At 70.7% G+C, this 16,334-nt stretch carries 14 protein-coding genes; 10 read left to right on the plus strand and 4 right to left on the minus strand.

Annotated elements, in window-relative coordinates:
• Positions 1–6 precede the first annotated feature (6 nt).
• Positions 7–735 (minus strand): amino acid ABC transporter ATP-binding protein, encoded by a 729-nt coding sequence (locus ABD691_RS19430; RefSeq protein ID WP_344682329.1) that lies wholly within the window; start codon positions 733–735, stop codon positions 7–9.
• Between the two features lie 320 nt (positions 736–1,055).
• Here ABD691_RS19430 and miaB point away from each other — a divergent pair, with 320 nt between their 5' ends.
• Together miaB and ABD691_RS19440 are read left to right on the plus strand one after the other, a co-directional pair.
• The gene (gene miaB, locus ABD691_RS19435) at positions 1,056–2,531 is read left to right on the plus strand and encodes a tRNA (N6-isopentenyl adenosine(37)-C2)-methylthiotransferase MiaB (RefSeq protein ID WP_344681712.1); all 1,476 of its coding nucleotides are present in this window, start codon (positions 1,056–1,058) and stop codon (positions 2,529–2,531) included.
• Entirely contained in the window at positions 2,519–2,971 is a 453-nt protein-coding gene (locus ABD691_RS19440; protein WP_425565119.1) for an Rv2732c family membrane protein, read from the plus strand. The genes miaB and ABD691_RS19440 overlap by 13 nt, the downstream gene beginning before the upstream one ends.
• 49 nt (positions 2,972–3,020) lie before the next feature.
• On the opposite strand, the gene ABD691_RS19445 is transcribed toward ABD691_RS19440, so the two are convergent.
• Positions 3,021–4,343 carry a DUF349 domain-containing protein gene (locus tag ABD691_RS19445; RefSeq protein WP_344681715.1) on the minus strand — a complete coding sequence of 441 codons (1,323 nt, stop codon included), beginning with the start codon at positions 4,341–4,343 and terminating at the stop codon, positions 3,021–3,023.
• A gap of 302 nt (positions 4,344–4,645) precedes the next feature.
• Here ABD691_RS19445 and ABD691_RS19450 point away from each other — a divergent pair, with 302 nt between their 5' ends.
• The 5 genes from ABD691_RS19450 (at position 4,646) to ABD691_RS19470 (ending at position 9,823) form a co-directional block, all read left to right on the plus strand.
• Positions 4,646–5,353, plus strand: coding sequence for a class III extradiol ring-cleavage dioxygenase family protein (locus ABD691_RS19450; protein WP_344681718.1), 708 nt, complete (start codon positions 4,646–4,648; stop codon positions 5,351–5,353).
• An 82-nt stretch (positions 5,354–5,435) separates the two neighbouring features.
• Complete coding sequence (gene miaA, locus ABD691_RS19455) at positions 5,436–6,353, plus strand: tRNA (adenosine(37)-N6)-dimethylallyltransferase MiaA (RefSeq protein ID WP_425565120.1); 918 nt, start codon at positions 5,436–5,438, stop codon at positions 6,351–6,353.
• 10 nt (positions 6,354–6,363) lie between these two features.
• Positions 6,364–7,206 carry a diaminopimelate epimerase gene (gene dapF, locus ABD691_RS19460; protein WP_344681720.1) on the plus strand — a complete coding sequence of 281 codons (843 nt, stop codon included), beginning with the start codon at positions 6,364–6,366 and terminating at the stop codon, positions 7,204–7,206.
• A 221-nt stretch (positions 7,207–7,427) separates the two neighbouring features.
• Positions 7,428–8,798, plus strand: coding sequence for a GTPase HflX (gene hflX / locus ABD691_RS19465; RefSeq protein WP_344682332.1), 1,371 nt, complete (start codon positions 7,428–7,430; stop codon positions 8,796–8,798).
• Positions 8,795–9,823: a hypothetical protein gene (locus ABD691_RS19470; protein ID WP_344681722.1), complete on the plus strand. Its 1,029-nt coding sequence runs from the start codon at positions 8,795–8,797 to the stop codon at positions 9,821–9,823. Before hflX ends, ABD691_RS19470 begins: the two co-directional genes overlap by 4 nt.
• Positions 9,824–10,215: 392 nt before the next feature.
• Here the strand turns inward: ABD691_RS19470 and lexA are convergent, their stop codons facing one another.
• Positions 10,216–10,938 (minus strand): transcriptional repressor LexA, encoded by a 723-nt coding sequence (lexA, locus tag ABD691_RS19475; protein ID WP_425565121.1) that lies wholly within the window; start codon positions 10,936–10,938, stop codon positions 10,216–10,218.
• Positions 10,939–11,159: 221 nt separating this feature from the next.
• Between lexA and ABD691_RS19480 the strand changes: the two genes are divergently transcribed.
• The 3 genes from ABD691_RS19480 (at position 11,160) to ABD691_RS19490 (ending at position 15,298) form a co-directional block, all read left to right on the plus strand.
• Positions 11,160–11,603, plus strand: coding sequence for a LysM peptidoglycan-binding domain-containing protein (locus ABD691_RS19480; protein ID WP_344681724.1), 444 nt, complete (start codon positions 11,160–11,162; stop codon positions 11,601–11,603).
• Between the two features lie 217 nt (positions 11,604–11,820).
• Positions 11,821–12,321 (plus strand): transcriptional regulator NrdR, encoded by a 501-nt coding sequence (gene nrdR, locus ABD691_RS19485; RefSeq protein ID WP_344681726.1) that lies wholly within the window; start codon positions 11,821–11,823, stop codon positions 12,319–12,321.
• Between the two features lie 160 nt (positions 12,322–12,481).
• Complete coding sequence (locus ABD691_RS19490; RefSeq protein ID WP_344681728.1) at positions 12,482–15,298, plus strand: vitamin B12-dependent ribonucleotide reductase; 2,817 nt, start codon at positions 12,482–12,484, stop codon at positions 15,296–15,298.
• 93 nt (positions 15,299–15,391) lie between these two features.
• Here the strand turns inward: ABD691_RS19490 and ABD691_RS19495 are convergent, their stop codons facing one another.
• Positions 15,392–16,300, minus strand: coding sequence for a LysR family transcriptional regulator (locus tag ABD691_RS19495; RefSeq protein ID WP_344681729.1), 909 nt, complete (start codon positions 16,298–16,300; stop codon positions 15,392–15,394).
• Positions 16,301–16,334: the final 34 nt, after the last annotated feature.

Genomic DNA, 16,334 nt, shown 5'->3' on the forward strand with positions numbered 1-16,334 from the left:
TCTCGATCAGTGGGTGAGGATCTTGCCGAGGAAGTCCTTGGCGCGGTCGCTCTTGGGTGCGCTGAAGAAGTCCCCCGGGGTGGAGTCCTCGACGACCTCACCGTCGGACATGAACAGCACCCGGTGCGCGGCGCGCCGCGCGAAGCCCATCTCGTGGGTGACCACCAGCATCGTCATGCCTTCGGCGGCCAGGCTGGTCATGACGTCGAGGACCTCGTTGACCATCTCCGGGTCCAGCGCCGAGGTCGGCTCGTCGAACAGCATCACCTTCGGCTTCATCGCCAGGGCGCGGGCGATGGCGGCCCGCTGCTGCTGGCCGCCGGAGAGCTGCGCGGGGTACTTGTCGGCCTGGTCGGCGATGCCGACCCGCTTGAGCAGGGCCTGCGCCTCCTCGTTCGCCTTGGCCTTGGCCAGCCCGCGGACCTTGATCGGCCCGAGCGTGACGTTGTCCAGGATCGTCTTGTGCGCGAAGAGGTTGAATTGCTGGAACACCATGCCGACATCGGCGCGGAGCCCGGCCAGCGCCTTGCCCTCGGCGGGCAGCGGGGTCCCGTCGACCGAGATCGTGCCGGAGTCGATCGGTTCGAGGCGGTTGATGGTCCGGCACAGCGTCGACTTGCCGGACCCGGACGGCCCGAGCACCACCACGACCTGACCGCGCGGTACGTCGAGGGTGATCCCCTTCAGCACGTGCAGCGCTCCGAAGTGCTTGTCGACCGCGGACATCCGGATCATCGGTGCATCCGTCGCGGCTGCGGTCATGCGTTCTCCTGCTCAGGAAGGGATTTCGGACACGATGGCCGAAACCTAAGCTGCGAACGGGTGATAGTCCAGACGGAGCCGGTCAACGCAGATTGCAACTCGGTTACACCGAGTGCGGACCGGCCGCTTTCACCCCGCACGCGCAGCGGCTCTACCCTGGGTAACGGGGCCCGGGAGGACCTGGTGGGCGTGGGCCACCGGCGTTGCGGGGAGCGCGGCCAGCCGTGGTGGTGAACTCGCTGTCACCGGACCTCTTCGACCGTGGAGTCCGGCAGCGTGAGAGAAGGTTGAATGTGACCCGCAGTTACCAGATCCGCACGTACGGTTGCCAGATGAACGTGCACGACTCGGAGCGTCTGGCGGGAATGCTGGAGGACGCCGGGTACGTGCGCGCGGCTACCGACGCCGATCCGGACGTGGTCGTGTTCAACACCTGCGCGGTGCGCGAGAACGCCGACAACCGCCTCTACGGCAACCTCGGCCACCTGCGCCCGGCCAAGGACCGCAACCCGGACATGCAGATCGCGGTCGGCGGCTGCCTCGCGCAGAAGGACCGCGGCGAGATCGTCAAGCGCGCCCCGTGGGTCGACGTCGTCTTCGGCACCCACAACCTCGGCGCGCTGCCCACGCTGCTGGAACGCGCCCGGCACAACGAAGAGGCCGAGGTCGAGATCCTGGAGTCGCTGGACGTCTTCCCGTCCACGCTGCCCGCCCGCCGCGAGTCCGCCTACTCGGGCTGGGTGTCGGTCTCGGTCGGCTGCAACAACACCTGCACCTTCTGCATCGTGCCCGCGCTGCGCGGCAAGGAGAAGGACCGCAGGCCCGGCGACATCCTCGCCGAGGTGCAGGCCCTGGTGTCGGAGGGCGTGCTGGAGGTGACCCTGCTCGGCCAGAACGTCAACGCCTACGGCGTGGAGTTCGGCGACCGGTACGCCTTCGGCAAGCTGCTGCGCTCCTGCGGGGAGATCGAGGGTCTGGAGCGGGTCCGCTTCACCTCGCCGCACCCGCGCGACTTCACCGACGACGTGATCGCGGCGATGGCCGAGACGCCCAACGTCTGCCACCAGCTGCACATGCCGCTGCAGTCCGGCTCGGACCGGGTGCTCAAGGCGATGCGCCGCTCCTACCGCTCGCAGCGCTACCTCGACATCCTGCGCAGGGTGCGGGAGGCGATGCCGGACGCGGCGATCACCACCGACATCATCGTCGGCTTCCCCGGCGAGACCGAGGAGGACTTCGAGGCGACCATGGAGGTCGTCCGGCAGGCCCGGTTCGCCAGCGCCTTCACCTTCCAGTACTCCAAGCGCCCCGGCACCCCGGCCGCCGAGATGGACGGCCAGCTGCCCAAGGAGGTCGTCCAGCAGCGCTACGACCGGCTGGTCGAGCTGCAGAACCAGATCTCCTGGGACAACAACAAGGAACTGGTCGACACCCCGGTCGAGCTGCTGGTCGCCGAGGGCGAGGGCCGCAAGGACACCGAGACCCACCGGCTCACCGGCCGTGCCCGCGACGGCAGGCTGGTGCACTTCACCCCCACCGGTGCGGTCGACGGCAACATCCGCCCCGGCGACCTCGTGCGCACCACGATCACCCGCGCGGCCCCGCACCACCTGGTCGCCGACGCCGAGATCACCGCGCACCGCCGCACCGCCGCGGGCGACAACTGGGAGGAGGGCACCCGCCCGAAGACCTCCGGCGTCAGCCTCGGCCTGCCCTCGTTCGGCGCGCCCGCGCCGCAGCCCGCCGCTCAGCAGGGATGTGCGTGTTGAGCGAGCAGGAGCAGGCGAAGGAAGGGCGGGCGCTGTTCGGCCGCGTGGACCCCGGGGCCCGCGCCGTGGTCATCGCCGGGGTGATCCTGGTCCTGGTGCTCACCTCGGTGCTGCCGTGGGTCGGTGACGCCGCGGGCTGGCAGGTGCTGACCGGTCAGGCCGACCCGGCCCTGCACGTCGGCCTGCTGCCCCGGCTGTTCTCGATCAACTCCACGATCGTCGGGGTCGCGATCGGCGCGCTGGCGCTGGCGACCCGGCGCTGGGCGATCGCCTGGGTCGCCGCCCTGGCCGGGGTCGTGGTGTCCTTCGAAGGTGTGATCGCGATCTGGTCCCGCCAGACCGTGCCCAACGCCGGTCCGGGCATCGGGCTGCTGCTCGCCGTGCTGTGCATGGTCGTGCTCGCGGTCCAGTGGCTCAAGGTCGTCTGGTCCCGCGACTGAACACCGGAGGCGGCTCCACCGACCGGGTGCAGCCGCCTCCGTCCGATCCTCAGCGGTCGGCCAGCGCCTGCTCCGCGGCGGCCAGCCACTCGCGCCACTGCTGCGCCTGCTCGTCGGCCTTCTTCGCGCGGCGCTCGTCGCCGGCGGCGCGCGCCTTGCTCGCCTGCGCCTCGAACTGCTCGACGCGGTCCCGGAACTGGTCGACCCTGGCCTGCGCCTCCGGGTCGGTCCGGCGCCACTGCGCGTCCGACGCCGACCGCACCCGGTCGCCGATCGCGCGCAGCCTGCCCTCCAGCTCCCGCATCCGCTCCCGCGGCACCTTGCCGATCTCGTCCCACCGCTCCTGGATGCGGTGCAGGTGCGCCTGCGCGGCCTTCAGGTCAGAGGAGGGATCGATCTGCTCGGCCTCGGCCAGCAGCTCCTCCTTGAGCCTGGCGTTCTCGGCGAACTCGGCGTCGCGCTCGGAGAACGCCTCGGAGCGGCGGGCGAAGAACTTGTCCTGCGCGGCGCGGAAGCGCTGCCACAGCGCCTCGTCGCTCTCGCGCGGCGCCCGCCCGGCCGCCTTCCAGTCCGCCATCAGCTGCTTGTAGCGGTTGGCCGTCGGACCCCAGTCGGTGGACTCGGTCAGCGACTCGGCCTCCTCCACCAGCTCCTGCTTGCGGTTCTTCGACGCCGCGCGCTGCCGGTCGAGCTCGGCGAAGTGCGAACCGCGCCTGCGGTTGAACGCGTCCCGAGCCTTGGAGAAGCGCCGCCACAGCTGCTCGTCGGTCTTGCGGTCGACCCCGCGGATGGTCTTCCACTCGTCGAGGATCGCCCGCAGCCGGTCACCGGCGTGCTTCCAGTGGGTGGCCTCGGCGCCGATCTGCTCGGCCTCGGCGGCCAGCGCCTCCTTGCGCGCCACCGCGTCCGCCCGCGCCTGCTCCTTCTCGGCCTTGGCGTTCTCGACCGCGTGCTCGGCCCGGGTGATGACGTGGTCCACGCGCTCGGACAGCGCGGCCAGGTCGCCGACCACGGCGGCTTCGGCGAGGCCGTCGCGGATGTGCTTCGCGCTGGTCAGCGCCTGCTTCGGCTCACCGGCGTGGGTGTCGAGGCGGGTCTCCAGCAGCTCGACCTCGGTGAGCATGTCGTCGAACTTGCGCGCGTAGTGGGCCAGCCCTTCGGTGGCGTCACCGGCCTGCCAGGACCCGACGGCGCGCTCGCCGTCGGCGGTCCGCACGTAGACCGTGCCCTGGTCGTCGACCCGGCCCCACTTCGCGGGATCGGCCGACGCGGCCGGCACGGCGGGGGCGGCACTGGCCGACCCGGTGTGGCCGCTGGTCGAATCCGCAGCCTTGCTGGCGACGGTGTCCGGGGTCGTGTCCTGATGCGTCATGGCCGGCTTCCTCCTTGCGTGCCCGCTCCGATGCCCGTGCCGCGCACGGGCGCCCCGCATCGGCGGGGCCCAGCAAGCGTCGACCCGAACCCGTGGGCGGTCCGGCCTCCGCTGGCGCATTCAAACAGGTGCCGCCGCGAACCGGTACTCCGAGGCGGGACCGGGGACGCGGCGCTGCGCGACATCATTGTGATCGTCAGCGCGGCCGGGCGCAGACAGGTGGGGGTGCGGGCCTCTCGCTTCGCCCGTTCGGGAGTCCCTGCTCCGCTCACCGTCGCCCGTGACCTCTACCGTGCACAGGTGTGATCACCCGTGTCGCTGTGGTGCCGTATCCGCCGTTGCTGCTTCCGGAACTGACCGTGCGGGCCGGATCGGAAACCGCGCGACTGCGGGACGCCTGCTTGCGCGCCGTGTCCAGTCTGACCCAATCGTCGGCCGAATGGGTGGCGGTTGGCGCAGATCGTTCTGGCGCGCGCGTCCTGGGGCCGCACGAGCGCGGCACCTACGCGGGCTTCGGCGTGGACGTCCCGGTCGCCCTCAGCGACGAGCCGCGGGGCGAGCCCGACCCGCTGTTCCCGCTGCCCGCGCTCGCGGCGGCCTGGCTGCGCGAGAAGTCCGGGGCGCACCGGGTGGAGGTGCGCCTGCTCGCCGCGGACGCACCGCCGTCGGACTGCCTCGACTGCGGACGCGCGCTCGCCGAAGAGGCGCAGGCGCTGCTGGTGCTGGCCGATGGCACCAACTGCGCGATGCCGAACTCCCCATACCCGCCGGACGACCGGGCCGAGCCGGTCGACGAGCTGATCCGCGGCGCCCTCGCCGACGCCGACGGCGAACGCCTGCTGGAGCTCGACCCGGACCTGACCGCGGAGGTCGGTGTCGAGGGCCGCGCCGCGTTGCAGGTCCTCGGCGGCCTGCCCGGAACCTGGCGCGGAGAGCTGCTGTACTCCGCGGCCCCGTTCGGCGTCGCCTACCACGTCGCGGTCTGGACGCGGACCGACGTGGTGGCCTGACCGAGCTGTTTCAAGGTCGAGGCGTGATTTCAAGGTCGAGGCGTGGTTCCAAGGTCGGTGGCGTGGTTCTAAGGTCGATGGCGTGTCCACTGTGTCCGAACCGCGGCTGATCGCGATCGTCGGCCCGACCGCCACGGGCAAGTCCGACCTGGCAGTCGAGTTGGCCGAGGAGCTCGGCGCCGAGGTCGTCAACGCCGACGCCCTCCAGCTATACCGGGGCATGGACATCGGCACCGCGAAGCTGAGCCCGGAGGAACGGCGCGGCATCCCGCACCACCTGCTCGACGTGCTGGACGTGACCGAGACGGCGTCGGTGGCGGCCTACCAGCGGCACGCGCGCGCAGTCGTCGAAGGGCTGCTCGCACGGGGCAAACCGGCCGTTCTCGTCGGTGGCTCCGGTCTCTACGTCCAGGCCGTGATCGACGACCTGTCGTTCCCCGGCACCGATCCCCGGGTGCGCGAGCGCTGGGAACGGGAACTGCACGAGCGTGGACCCGAGCACCTGCACCGCAGGCTCGGCGAACTCGACCCGCCCGCGGCCGAGGCGATCCTGCCGTCCAACGGCCGCAGGCTGGTGCGCGCCCTGGAGGTCATCGAGATCACCGGCAGGCCGTTCTCGGCGAACCTGCCGGTGCCCGGACCACCCCGCTACGGCGGCGTGCTGGTCGGGCTGGACCGCCCGGTCTCCGATCTCGACGACCGGGTCGACCTGCGCGTGACCAGGATGTTCGACGCCGGGCTGGTCGACGAGGTCCGCAGGCTGGAGCGGCAGGGCCTGCGCCGTGGCCGGACGGCGTCCCGCGCTCTGGGCTACCAGCAGGTGCTCGCCGAGCTCGACGCCGGCGGCGACATGGCCGCGGCGGCGGCCGAGACCGCGAAGCTCACCCGCCGGTTCGTGCGCAGGCAGCGGTCGTGGTTCCGCCGGGACAAGCGGATCCACTGGTTCGACGCCGCCGCCCCGGCGCTGGCGGACGACGTCCGCGCACTTCTGCGCACGTAGACTGGCCGATGTGCGCACCTCGGACGGTCCCCGGTTCCTCAAGGGACACGGCACCCAGAACGACTTCGTCATCCTGCCCGACCCCGACGGCGAGCTGAAGCTCACCGACTCGAGGGTCCAGGCGCTGTGCGACCGCCAGCGCGGCTTGGGCGCCGACGGCGTCCTGCGCGTCGTGCGCGCCGGGGCGTTGGAGGACGCTCCGGAGTCGGTGCCCTCCGACGTCTGGTTCATGGACTACCGCAACGCCGACGGCTCGATCGCGGAGATGTGCGGCAACGGCGTCCGGGTCTTCGCGCACTATCTGGTGCAGTCCGGGCTGGCGGCCCCGGGTGAGATCGCGGTCGGAACCCGAGCGGGCGTCCGCCCGGTGGTGACCCACCCGGACGGCCGGGTCACGGTGGAGATGGGACCGGCCACGCTGTTCGGCGAGTCGGCCACGAAGGTGGGGGAGACCGGTTTCGACGGCGTAGCGGTCGACGTGGGCAACCCGCATCTGGCCTGCGTCACCGACGCCGACCTCGACTCGCTCGACCTGAAGGTGCAGCCGCCGTTCGACGAGACCGTGTTCCCCAACGGCGTGAACGTCGAGTTCGTCCGCCGCACCGGGCCCGAGCGGGTGCGGATGCGCGTGCACGAGCGCGGGGTCGGCGAGACCCGCTCCTGCGGCACGGGAACGGTCGCCGCGACGGTCGCCGCGCTGCGCGCGGACGGGCTGACCACCGGCCGCCGGACCGTCGACGTGCTCGGCGGGACGGTCGAGGTTGAGGTCACCGGCTCGACCTCGACGCTGACCGGTCCGGCCGAGCTGGTGGCCTCGGGCCACCTCGACGCCGAGTGGTGGGCGCATGCCTGAGCCATCTCTCCCACGTCCGAAGGCTGAAAACCGGTCGCAGGCCGTGGGACAATGAACTCGATATGACGAATTCTGCAATCAGGGCCTCCGGTTTCGACCCGGCTGATTTCGATCCGGCCGGCTTCGACCCCGCCGAGCTCAACGCCAACGGCGCCGAGCCGGACGAGGTCGAGTCCGGCGAATACGAACCCATCCTCGCCGAGGAGCCCTCCACGGGTGAGATGGAGCTCGCCGACCGCAACTCGCTGCGGCGGGTCTCCGGTCTGTCCACCGAGCTCGCCGACATCACCGAGGTCGAGTACCGGCGGCTGCGCCTGGAGCGGGTCGTCCTCGTCGGTGTGTGGACCGAGGGCGACGCCGAGCACGCCGAGGCGTCGCTCGCCGAGCTCGGCAGGCTCGCCGAGACTGCGGGCTCGGAGGTGCTGGACGGTCTGGTGCAGCGCCGCGACCGCCCGGACCCGGCCACCTACGTCGGTTCCGGCAAGGTCCGCGAGCTGCGCGAGGTGGTCGTGGCCACCGGCGCCGACACGGTCATCTGCGACGGTGAGCTCTCGCCCGGCCAGCTGCGGCAGCTGGAGGACAAGCTCAAGGTCAAGGTCATCGACCGGACGGCGCTGATCCTCGACATCTTCGCCCAGCACGCCAGCTCGAAGGAGGGCAAGGCCCAGGTCGAACTGGCCCAGCTGCAGTACCTCCTGCCGCGCCTGCGCGGTTGGGGTGAGGCGATGTCCCGGCAGGCCGGTGGCCGCGCGGGCGGTGCCACCGGTGGTGTCGGTACCCGTGGTCCCGGTGAGACGAAGCTGGAGACCGACCGGCGGCGCATCCACAAGCGGATCAGCAAGCTCCGCAAGGAGATCGCCGCGATGCGCACGGTCCGCGGCACCAAGCGCGGGCGCCGGGAGGCCAACGGCGTGTCCGGCGTGGCCATCGCCGGCTACACCAACGCGGGCAAGTCGAGCCTGCTCAACGCCATGACCGGCGCCGGTGTGCTGGTGGAGGACGCGCTGTTCGCCACCCTCGATCCGACGACCCGCCGGTCGAGCACCCCGGACGGGCGGCCCTACACCCTCACCGACACCGTCGGTTTCGTGCGGCACCTGCCGCACCAGCTGGTGGAGGCGTTCCGCTCGACGCTGGAGGAGGTCACCGGAGCCGACCTGCTGGTGCACGTCGTCGACGGTTCCGAGCCCGCGCCGCACGAGCAGGTCGCCGCGGTGCGCGAGGTGCTGTCGGAGATCGCCGAGGAGCACGGCGCCCCGGTGCCGCCGGAGCTGCTGGTCGTCAACAAGATCGACTCGGTGGGCTCCACCCGGATCGCCGAACTGCGCAGGCTGCTGCCGGGAGCGGTGTTCGTCTCCGCGCACAGCGGGGAGGGCATCGAGGCCCTGCGGGAGATCGTCGCGGACCGGCTGCCGCGTCCCGAGGTGTTCGTCGACGCGCTCGTGCCGTACACGCGGGGCGAGCTCGTGGCCCGGGTGCACTCGGAGGGCGAGCTCGTCGACGAGGAGCACACCGCGGAAGGAACCCGGGTGCGCGCCAAGGTGCGGTCCGACCTCGCCAGCGCGCTCGCTCCCTTCGCGGGAACCGGGTGAGGCTGCTGCGCCGCAGCAGCGCGGTGACCGCCGCGCTGCTGCTGGCCACCGCCGGCTTCGCGGCGGCGCAGCCCGCGCCGGCCGAGCGCTGCCGCATCGGTGACGACCGGCTGGACGAGCTGTCGGGCCTGTCGTCGGACGGCGAGTCGTGGTTCGCGGTCAACGACGGCGGTTCCGAGCTGGAGGTCTACGTCCTCGATCCCGCGGACTGCTCGGTGCGCGATGTCCGGACGGCCGACGTCGACCCCTACGACGTGGAAGACCTGGCCATCGCCCAGGACGGCACCGCCTGGCTGGCCGACATCGGCGACAACGGCCACGAGCGCGACGATGTCGTGCTTCATGCGCTGTCGCCGAAAGGCACTTCGAAGCTCTACCGCCTGACGTATCCGAACGGAGCGCACGACGCGGAAGCCCTGCTGCTCGACCGCTCCGGAGTGCCCTACATCGTCACGAAGGAACCGTTCGGCCCGGCGGGCGTCTACCGCCCGGCGGGGGAGTTGGCGCAGGACCGCGCGGTCCCGCTGGAGCGGGTCGCCTCGGTGTCGTTGCGCTCCACCAGAACCCCGGGCGGACCGATGTCCGGAACCCTCGGAAGCGTCCTGGTCACCGGCGGCGCGGTCAGCCATGACGGGATGGTCGCCGCGATCCGGACCTACACGGAGGCGTATCTGTTCGCCGCCCCGGACGGCGATCTCGCGGCAGCGCTGAACCGGGACCCGGTCGCCCAGATCCCGCTGCCGAACGAGCCGCAGGGCGAAGCCCTGGCCTGGGAACCGGACGGGACCTTGCTCTCGGCGACGGAAGGCGTCGGCCAGCCGGTCCGCGCCCTGCCCGCAGCCGCAGCCGCGGCCCACGGCACCGCACCGCCTCCCTCCGACGCCGCCCCGCAGGGCGGCGACACGGCGGAGGCGTCGCCGCAACCGGAAGAAAAGGGCTTCTCGAACACCCAGCTGCTGGTCGTTGGGATCGCGATAGCCGCGCTGGTCGTCTACGTCTCGCGCAGAGCCCGCCGCAGCCGCTAGGCGTGCATTCGCGGCGCAGGTCAGCTCAGCGGAAGACCACGCCGCCTCGTCAACCGGCACCCCGATCCGTCTTGTTTGGGCGTCCCGAACCAGCCTTCGCCGGGCTTCACCGCCCAGCCGGGCTCACCGCCTAGAAGCCTGCCTGGACCCCATGGCCCGGGACCTCCGCGGTCGGGAAAGGCATGCCCGCCTCCGCGGGCCCCAACCCACGGCCAGGAATCCACGGCCAGGAACCCGCGGCCAAGAACCCGCAGCCGCAAACCCACGTCCCGGAAACCGCACAGCCCGGCCACGGTCCCGGAAACCGCACACCCCGGCTCGCGCAGCCTCACGCGCGCAACCCGCCCGCGCAAAGCCCCGCTCCGGCTCCGCGCTGTCCGATCACCGCCCGATCAGAGCCGCCGCAGCACGGCGACCACCTTGCCCAGGATCGTGGCGTCGTCACCGAGGATCGGTTCGTAAGCCTGGTTGTGCGGCACCAGCCAGACGTGCTCCTCGGTCCGCTTGAAGGTCTTGACCGTGGCCTCGCCCTCGATCATGGCCGCGACGACGTCCCCGTTCTCGGCGTCCGGCTGCTGCCGCACCGCGACCCAGTCACCATCGGTGATGGCGAGGTCCACCATCGAGTCACCGACGACCTGGAGCAGGAACAGCGAACCCTCGCCGACGATCTCCTTCGGCAGCGGGAAGACGTCCTCGATCGACTCCTCGGCGAGGATCGGCCCACCGGCGGCGATCCGGCCGACCACCGGCACGTACGCCGGCTTGGTCTGCGAGTCCAGCTCGGGCCCGTTCTGCTCGGCCCCGGCGACGAGCACGCCCACCGTGCGCGGGCGGTGCGGGTCGCGCCGCAGGTAGCCCTTCCGCTCCAGCACCCGCAGCTGGTAGGCGACCGAGGAGGTCGAGGTCAGGCCGACCGCGTCCCCGATCTCCCGGACGCTTGGTGGATAGCCGTGATCTCGCATCCAGTCCCGGATCGCGTCCAGTACCTTCAGCTGCCGTTCGCTGAGCTCTTCGACGCCGCTCGGCTGCTGGGGCAGCGCGTGCACGTCGGCCTGCGCGTTGTCGATCTCCTGAGCGCGGCCCTCGATCGAACCGGTTGCATTCCTGGTCACCACTGCCTCCAGTTCCGGGGATTCGCTGTTGGATTGCGCCTTGGGGGTGGATTGCGCCTTGCTCGTGACGTTTCCACAGTAGACGGGACAAAGGCAGAGATCAAACACCTGTTCGAGTTAATTTTGCCCCGAAAGGCTCGCGTTCGACAGCACTCCTGGTACACAATCGCACGCAGGTTCGATCGAACATCTTTTCGATCTTGGTTCGTGTGGGAGGCGCCATGGCTGTGTTCGTCGATGCGACGGCGCGGGCACGCAGGGACGTGCCCGGGCGGGGATGTGCGCGTCCGGGGGCAGCCGAATCCGGTCGCCTGGCGGAGCGCCGATGGTTCGAGCGCGTGCTCGGGCGCCGGTTCCCGTCCGCGGCTTCGGCGTGTCGGTCCCGCCCCGACGGCGAGTGGTTCTGGTTGGGTTCGGCGGCGGCCTTCGCCTTCCTGATCGTCCTCCTCGTCGGTCTGGTCGGTCCGGCGGGTGGCGGCGACGTGCCCGCGAGCACGGGGGTCGTCCAGGTCCGGTCCGGCGACACGTTGTGGGGCCTGGCCGACCGGTTCGCGCCCGACAGCGATCCGCGGGACGTCGTGCACCGGATCGCCGAGCTCAACGATCTGGACGGTCTGACCGCCGAAGTGGGCCAGTCGCTGGTGGTGCCCATGGGACGTGCGTGACGGGTTGTCGCGCCCCGTCAGGAGGTTCTCGCCCGTCGGTCGGATCAAGGTCCCCCGGTTTGCTTCGCTCTGCACCGCCGATTAGAGTCGACCACAACATCTAGTAGTTACGCGGATGTACTTACTCCACGGGTTGGGATCGAGGAGTGGTCGACCGTCCACGCACGGTGAACATCGCGCGCGTGACGGGTGGTACTGGGGAAGGGGGTGAGCGCCGATGCGGTGCCCGTTCTGCCGAGGTGACGACTCGCGGGTGGTGGACTCGCGCGAGGTCGAGGACGGCCAGGCGATCCGGCGCAGGCGGTCCTGCTCCGGCTGCGGTCGCAGGTTCACGACCATCGAGGAGCTGGTGCTCTCGGTCGTCAAGCGCTCCGGTGTCACCGAACCCTTCAGCCGCGAGAAGGTGGTGCGGGGAGTGGCCAGGGCGTGCCAGGGACGCCCGGTCGAGGAGGACGCGCTGCAGCAGCTCGCGCACCAGGTGGAGGACACCGTCCGCTCCCTGGGCGTGGCCGAACTGCCCAGCCACGAGGTCGGGCTGGCGATCCTGGGGCCGCTGCGCGAACTCGACGAGGTGGCCTACCTCCGGTTCGCGAGCGTGTACCGGGCGTTCTCGTCGGTGGAGGACTTCGAGAAGGAGATCGCGGACCTGCGGGCGCTCAGCGGCGCCGCGCGGTCCGGCGGTCCCGATGGTGTGAAGGCGGACAGCAGCAGTGAGTAAGCCGCGTCGACGATCGTCCCGGCGCGGGGCGGCGAGGGCGCAGCGGCCGCCGGCGTCCCGCTACGGGACGTCGCGCGAAGTTGAGACGCGACCGAACCGGACGGGGAGACCGGACGGGGGCAACGCACGACGAGTGAGCGAGAAGGAAGAGGGTCAGGTCATGACAGAGACCGTCGGTGCTGCGGGGGAGCCGGACACAGGTGCCCTGGACAAGGGCATCCGGGTGCAGCGCGTCTACACCACGGAGGGGGTGCATCCCTATGACGAGGTCACCTGGGAGCGCCGCGACGTGGTGATGACCAACTGGCGGGACGGTTCGGTCAACTTCGAGCAGCGCGGGGTCGAGTTCCCGGACTTCTGGTCGCTGAACGCGGTCAACATCGTCACCAGCAAGTACTTCCGCGGCGCGGTGGGCAGCGACAAGCGCGAGAGCAGCCTCAAGCAGCTCATCGACCGCGTGGTCAAGACCTACGTCCGCAACGGCGTCAAGCACGGCTACTTCGCGACCGACGCCGACGCGGAGATCTTCGAGCACGAGCTGACCTGGATGCTCATGCACCAGGTGTTCAGCTTCAACTCGCCGGTCTGGTTCAACGTGGGCACCAGCTCGCGCCAGCAGGTCTCGGCGTGCTTCATCCTGTCCGTCGACGACACGATGGAGTCGATCCTCAACTGGTACAAGGAAGAGGGCCTGATCTTCAAGGGCGGTTCCGGCGCCGGCCTGAACCTGTCCCGGATCCGCTCCTCGCGCGAGCTGCTGTCCTCGGGCGGCACCGCCTCCGGCCCGGTCTCGTTCATGCGCGGTGCGGACGCCTCCGCGGGCACCATCAAGTCCGGTGGTGCGACCAGGCGCGCGGCGAAGATGGTCGTGCTCGACGTCGACCACCCGGACGTCGAGGAGTTCATCGAGACCAAGGCCAAGGAGGAGCACAAGATCCGCGCGCTGCGGGACGCGGGCTTCGACATGGACCTCGGTGGCGCCGACAGCGCCTCGGTGCAGTACCAGAACGCCAACAACTCGGTCCGCGTCTCCGACGAGTTCATGCGCGCGGTCGAGAGCGACGGCCGGTTCGGCCTGCGTTCGCGCACCGACGGCTCGGTCATCGAGTCGGTCCAGGCGCGGGACCTGTTCCGCAAGATCGCCAAGGCGGCGTGGGAGTGCGCCGACCCGGGCATCCAGTACGACGACACGATCAACGACTGGCACACCTCGCCGGAGACCGGCCGGATCTCGGCGTCCAACCCGTGCTCGGAGTACATGCACCTGGACAACTCCAGCTGCAACCTCGCCTCGCTGAACCTGATGAAGTTCCTGCGCGAGGACCTGACCTTCGACGCCGAGCTGTTCGAGAAGACCGTCGAGTTCGTCATCACCGCGATGGACATCTCGATCAGCTTCGCCGACTTCCCGACCGAGCCGATCGGGGAGACCACCCGCAAGTTCCGCCAGCTGGGCATCGGCTACGCCAACCTCGGCGCGCTGCTGATGGCCACCGGCCACGCCTACGACTCCGACGGCGGACGCGCGCTGGCCGCGGCGATCACCTCGCTGATGACCGGCACCGCCTACAAGCGGTCCGCGGAGCTGGCCGGCGCGGTCGGCCCGTACGAGGGCTACGCCCGCAACGCCGAGGCGCACCAGCGGGTCATGCGCAAGCACGCCGCGGCCAACGACCTGGTCCGCACCTACCACAAGAACGACGTCGCGGTGCACAAGCTGGCGACCCGGGTGTGGCAGGAGGGTCTGGAGATCGGCGCCCGCAACGGCTGGCGCAACGCCCAGGCGTCGGTGCTGGCGCCGACCGGCACCATCGGCCTGATGATGGACTGCGACACCACCGGCATCGAGCCCGACCTGGCGCTGGTCAAGTTCAAGAAGCTGGTCGGCGGCGGTTCGATGCAGATCGTCAACCAGACGGTCCCGCGCGCGCTGAAGGCCCTCGGCTACCAGGAAGAGCAGATCGAGGCGGTCGTCGAGTACATCGCCGAGCACGGCCACGTCGTCGACGCCCCTGGGCTGCGGCCGGAGCACTACGAGGTCTTCGACTGCGCGATGGGCCAGCGTTCGATCGCTCCCATGGGCCACGTCCGGATGATGGCGGCGGTCCAGCCGTTCCTGTCGGGCGCGATCTCCAAGACGGTGAACATGCCGGAGGAGGCCTCCGTCGCCGACGTCGAGGAGATCTACTTCGAGGGCTGGAAGCTGGGCCTGAAGGCGCTGGCGATCTACCGCGACAACTGCAAGGTCGGCCAGCCGCTGTCGGCGGGCAAGGGCGACAAGGGCGAGTCGGAGAAGGCGGTCGAGAAGCAGATCGAGTACCGCCCGGTCCGCAAGCGCCTGCCGAAGAAGCGCCCGAGCCAGACGGTGTCGTTCACCGTCGGCGGTGCCGAGGGCTACCTGCACGCGGGCTCGTACCCGGACGACGGCCTGGGCGAGATCTTCGTCAAGCTGGGCAAGCAGGGTTCGACGCTGGCGGGTGTCATGGACGCCTTCTCGATGTCGATCTCGGTGGGTCTGCAGTACGGCATCCCGCTGGAGTTCTACGTCTCGAAGTTCCAGAACCTGCGCTTCGAGCCCGCGGGCATGACCGACGACCCGGACGTGCGGATGGCCAGCAGCGTGCTGGACTACCTGTTCCGCAGGCTGGCGCTGGACTACCTGCCCTACGAGAAGCGGGCGCAGCTGGGCATCTTCACCGCCGATGAGCGCACCGCCCAGGTCAACGGCTACGACGAGTCCGACTCGGAGTCCGATGGCGAGGTCGACCTCGACACCCTGCGCTCCACTGTGGACTCCACGGCGTCGGAGTCCAGGGACGATGACGACCGCCGGGTCGGCAGCTCGACCGAACTGCTGGAACTCCGCCTCGGCAAGGCCGCCGACGCGCCGCTGTGCATGACCTGCGGCACGAAGATGCGTCCGTCGGGTTCGTGCTACCTGTGCGAGGGCTGCGGTTCGACCTCCGGCTGCAGCTGAGCCGAAGCGCGGTTGACTTGATCGACCGCGAGTAGGAAGAACAGACCAGAGGGTGGTCCGGCGCGCTGCCGGACCACCCTCTGCGCGTTCGCGTCAGACGGTGAGCAGAGCGGGGACCAGGCGCTCCAGTTCGTCGAGCGCGGCGGCGACCGCGGGGTTGGCGCGACCGCCGTGCCGGGTGACGGTGAGGATCTTGCGCCGCGGCTCGCCGGCGCAGGGGAGCCGGACCACGGCAGCGTTCGCCGGCACCTGCGCCAGCCGGGGGACCAACGCCACGCCGAGCCCGTGCGCGACCAGCGCGATGGTGGCGTTCCAGTCCCTCGCGTCGTGCGCGACGTTCGGGGTGAAGCCGGCCGCACCGCACGCGGCCAGGATGTGCGTGCGGCAGGTGCACGCTGTGCTGGGCACGATCCACGGGTCGTCGGCGGTCTCGGTGAGATCAACCAGGCCGCGACCGATGAGCCGGTGGTCGGCGGGGACCACCAGGTCGAACGGCTCGTCCAGCAGCGGTTGCTGGTCGAACCGGGCCGAGTCGCGCGGTGGCTCGTCCGGTTTGGCCTCCACCACGGCCAGTTCGGCGTCCCCGTCGAAGAGCAGATCGAAGCAACTCCCGGCCTCGGCCTCGCTGACCCGCGGGGTGAGCCGTGGATGGCGCGCGACGAGCGCGGCGGCGGCCGGGGCGAGCAGCGTGGTCACGGAGACGGGGAAGCCGGCCAGGCGCAGGAGCCCGGCGGGTTGGTCACCGTCGGAGCGCAGGTCCATCTCGGCCAGCTCCCACCGGGCCTGGATGTCATCCGCGTGCGCCAGAAGTCGTTGCGCCGCAGGGGTGAGCCGCACCCGACGGCCCTGCGGTTCGAGCAGCGCAACCCCGAGTTCCCTGCCGAGCTGGCGGATCTGCTGCGACGCCGCCGATGGAGTGAAGTGCAGAGCCTGCGCCGCCGCGGTCACAGTGCCGTAGTGGTCCACGGCGCGCAGCACGTGAAGCCGACGCAGATCAATCATGTAGCCGATTCTTCACAGTGATGTCAGGAAACAC

It is taken from the genome of Saccharopolyspora taberi (assembly GCF_039534165.1).
In the GTDB taxonomy this organism is placed as follows: domain Bacteria; phylum Actinomycetota; class Actinomycetes; order Mycobacteriales; family Pseudonocardiaceae; genus Saccharopolyspora_D; species Saccharopolyspora_D taberi.

Excerpts from the sequence above, each read along its gene's own strand:
- ABD691_RS19430 (WP_344682329.1), bottom strand. The coding sequence starts at position 735 with ATGATCCGGATGTCCGCGGTCGACAAGCACTTCGGAGCGCTGCACGTG.
- ABD691_RS19440 (WP_425565119.1), top strand. The coding sequence starts at position 2,519 with ATGTGCGTGTTGAGCGAGCAGGAGCAGGCGAAGGAAGGGCGGGCGCTG.
- ABD691_RS19445 (WP_344681715.1), bottom strand. The coding sequence starts at position 4,343 with ATGACGCATCAGGACACGACCCCGGACACCGTCGCCAGCAAGGCTGCG.
- hflX (WP_344682332.1), top strand. The coding sequence starts at position 7,428 with ATGGAGCTCGCCGACCGCAACTCGCTGCGGCGGGTCTCCGGTCTGTCC.
- ABD691_RS19480 (WP_344681724.1), top strand. The coding sequence starts at position 11,160 with ATGGCTGTGTTCGTCGATGCGACGGCGCGGGCACGCAGGGACGTGCCC.
- nrdR (WP_344681726.1), top strand. The coding sequence starts at position 11,821 with ATGCGGTGCCCGTTCTGCCGAGGTGACGACTCGCGGGTGGTGGACTCG.
- ABD691_RS19490 (WP_344681728.1), top strand. The coding sequence starts at position 12,482 with ATGACAGAGACCGTCGGTGCTGCGGGGGAGCCGGACACAGGTGCCCTG.
- ABD691_RS19495 (WP_344681729.1), bottom strand. The coding sequence starts at position 16,300 with ATGATTGATCTGCGTCGGCTTCACGTGCTGCGCGCCGTGGACCACTAC.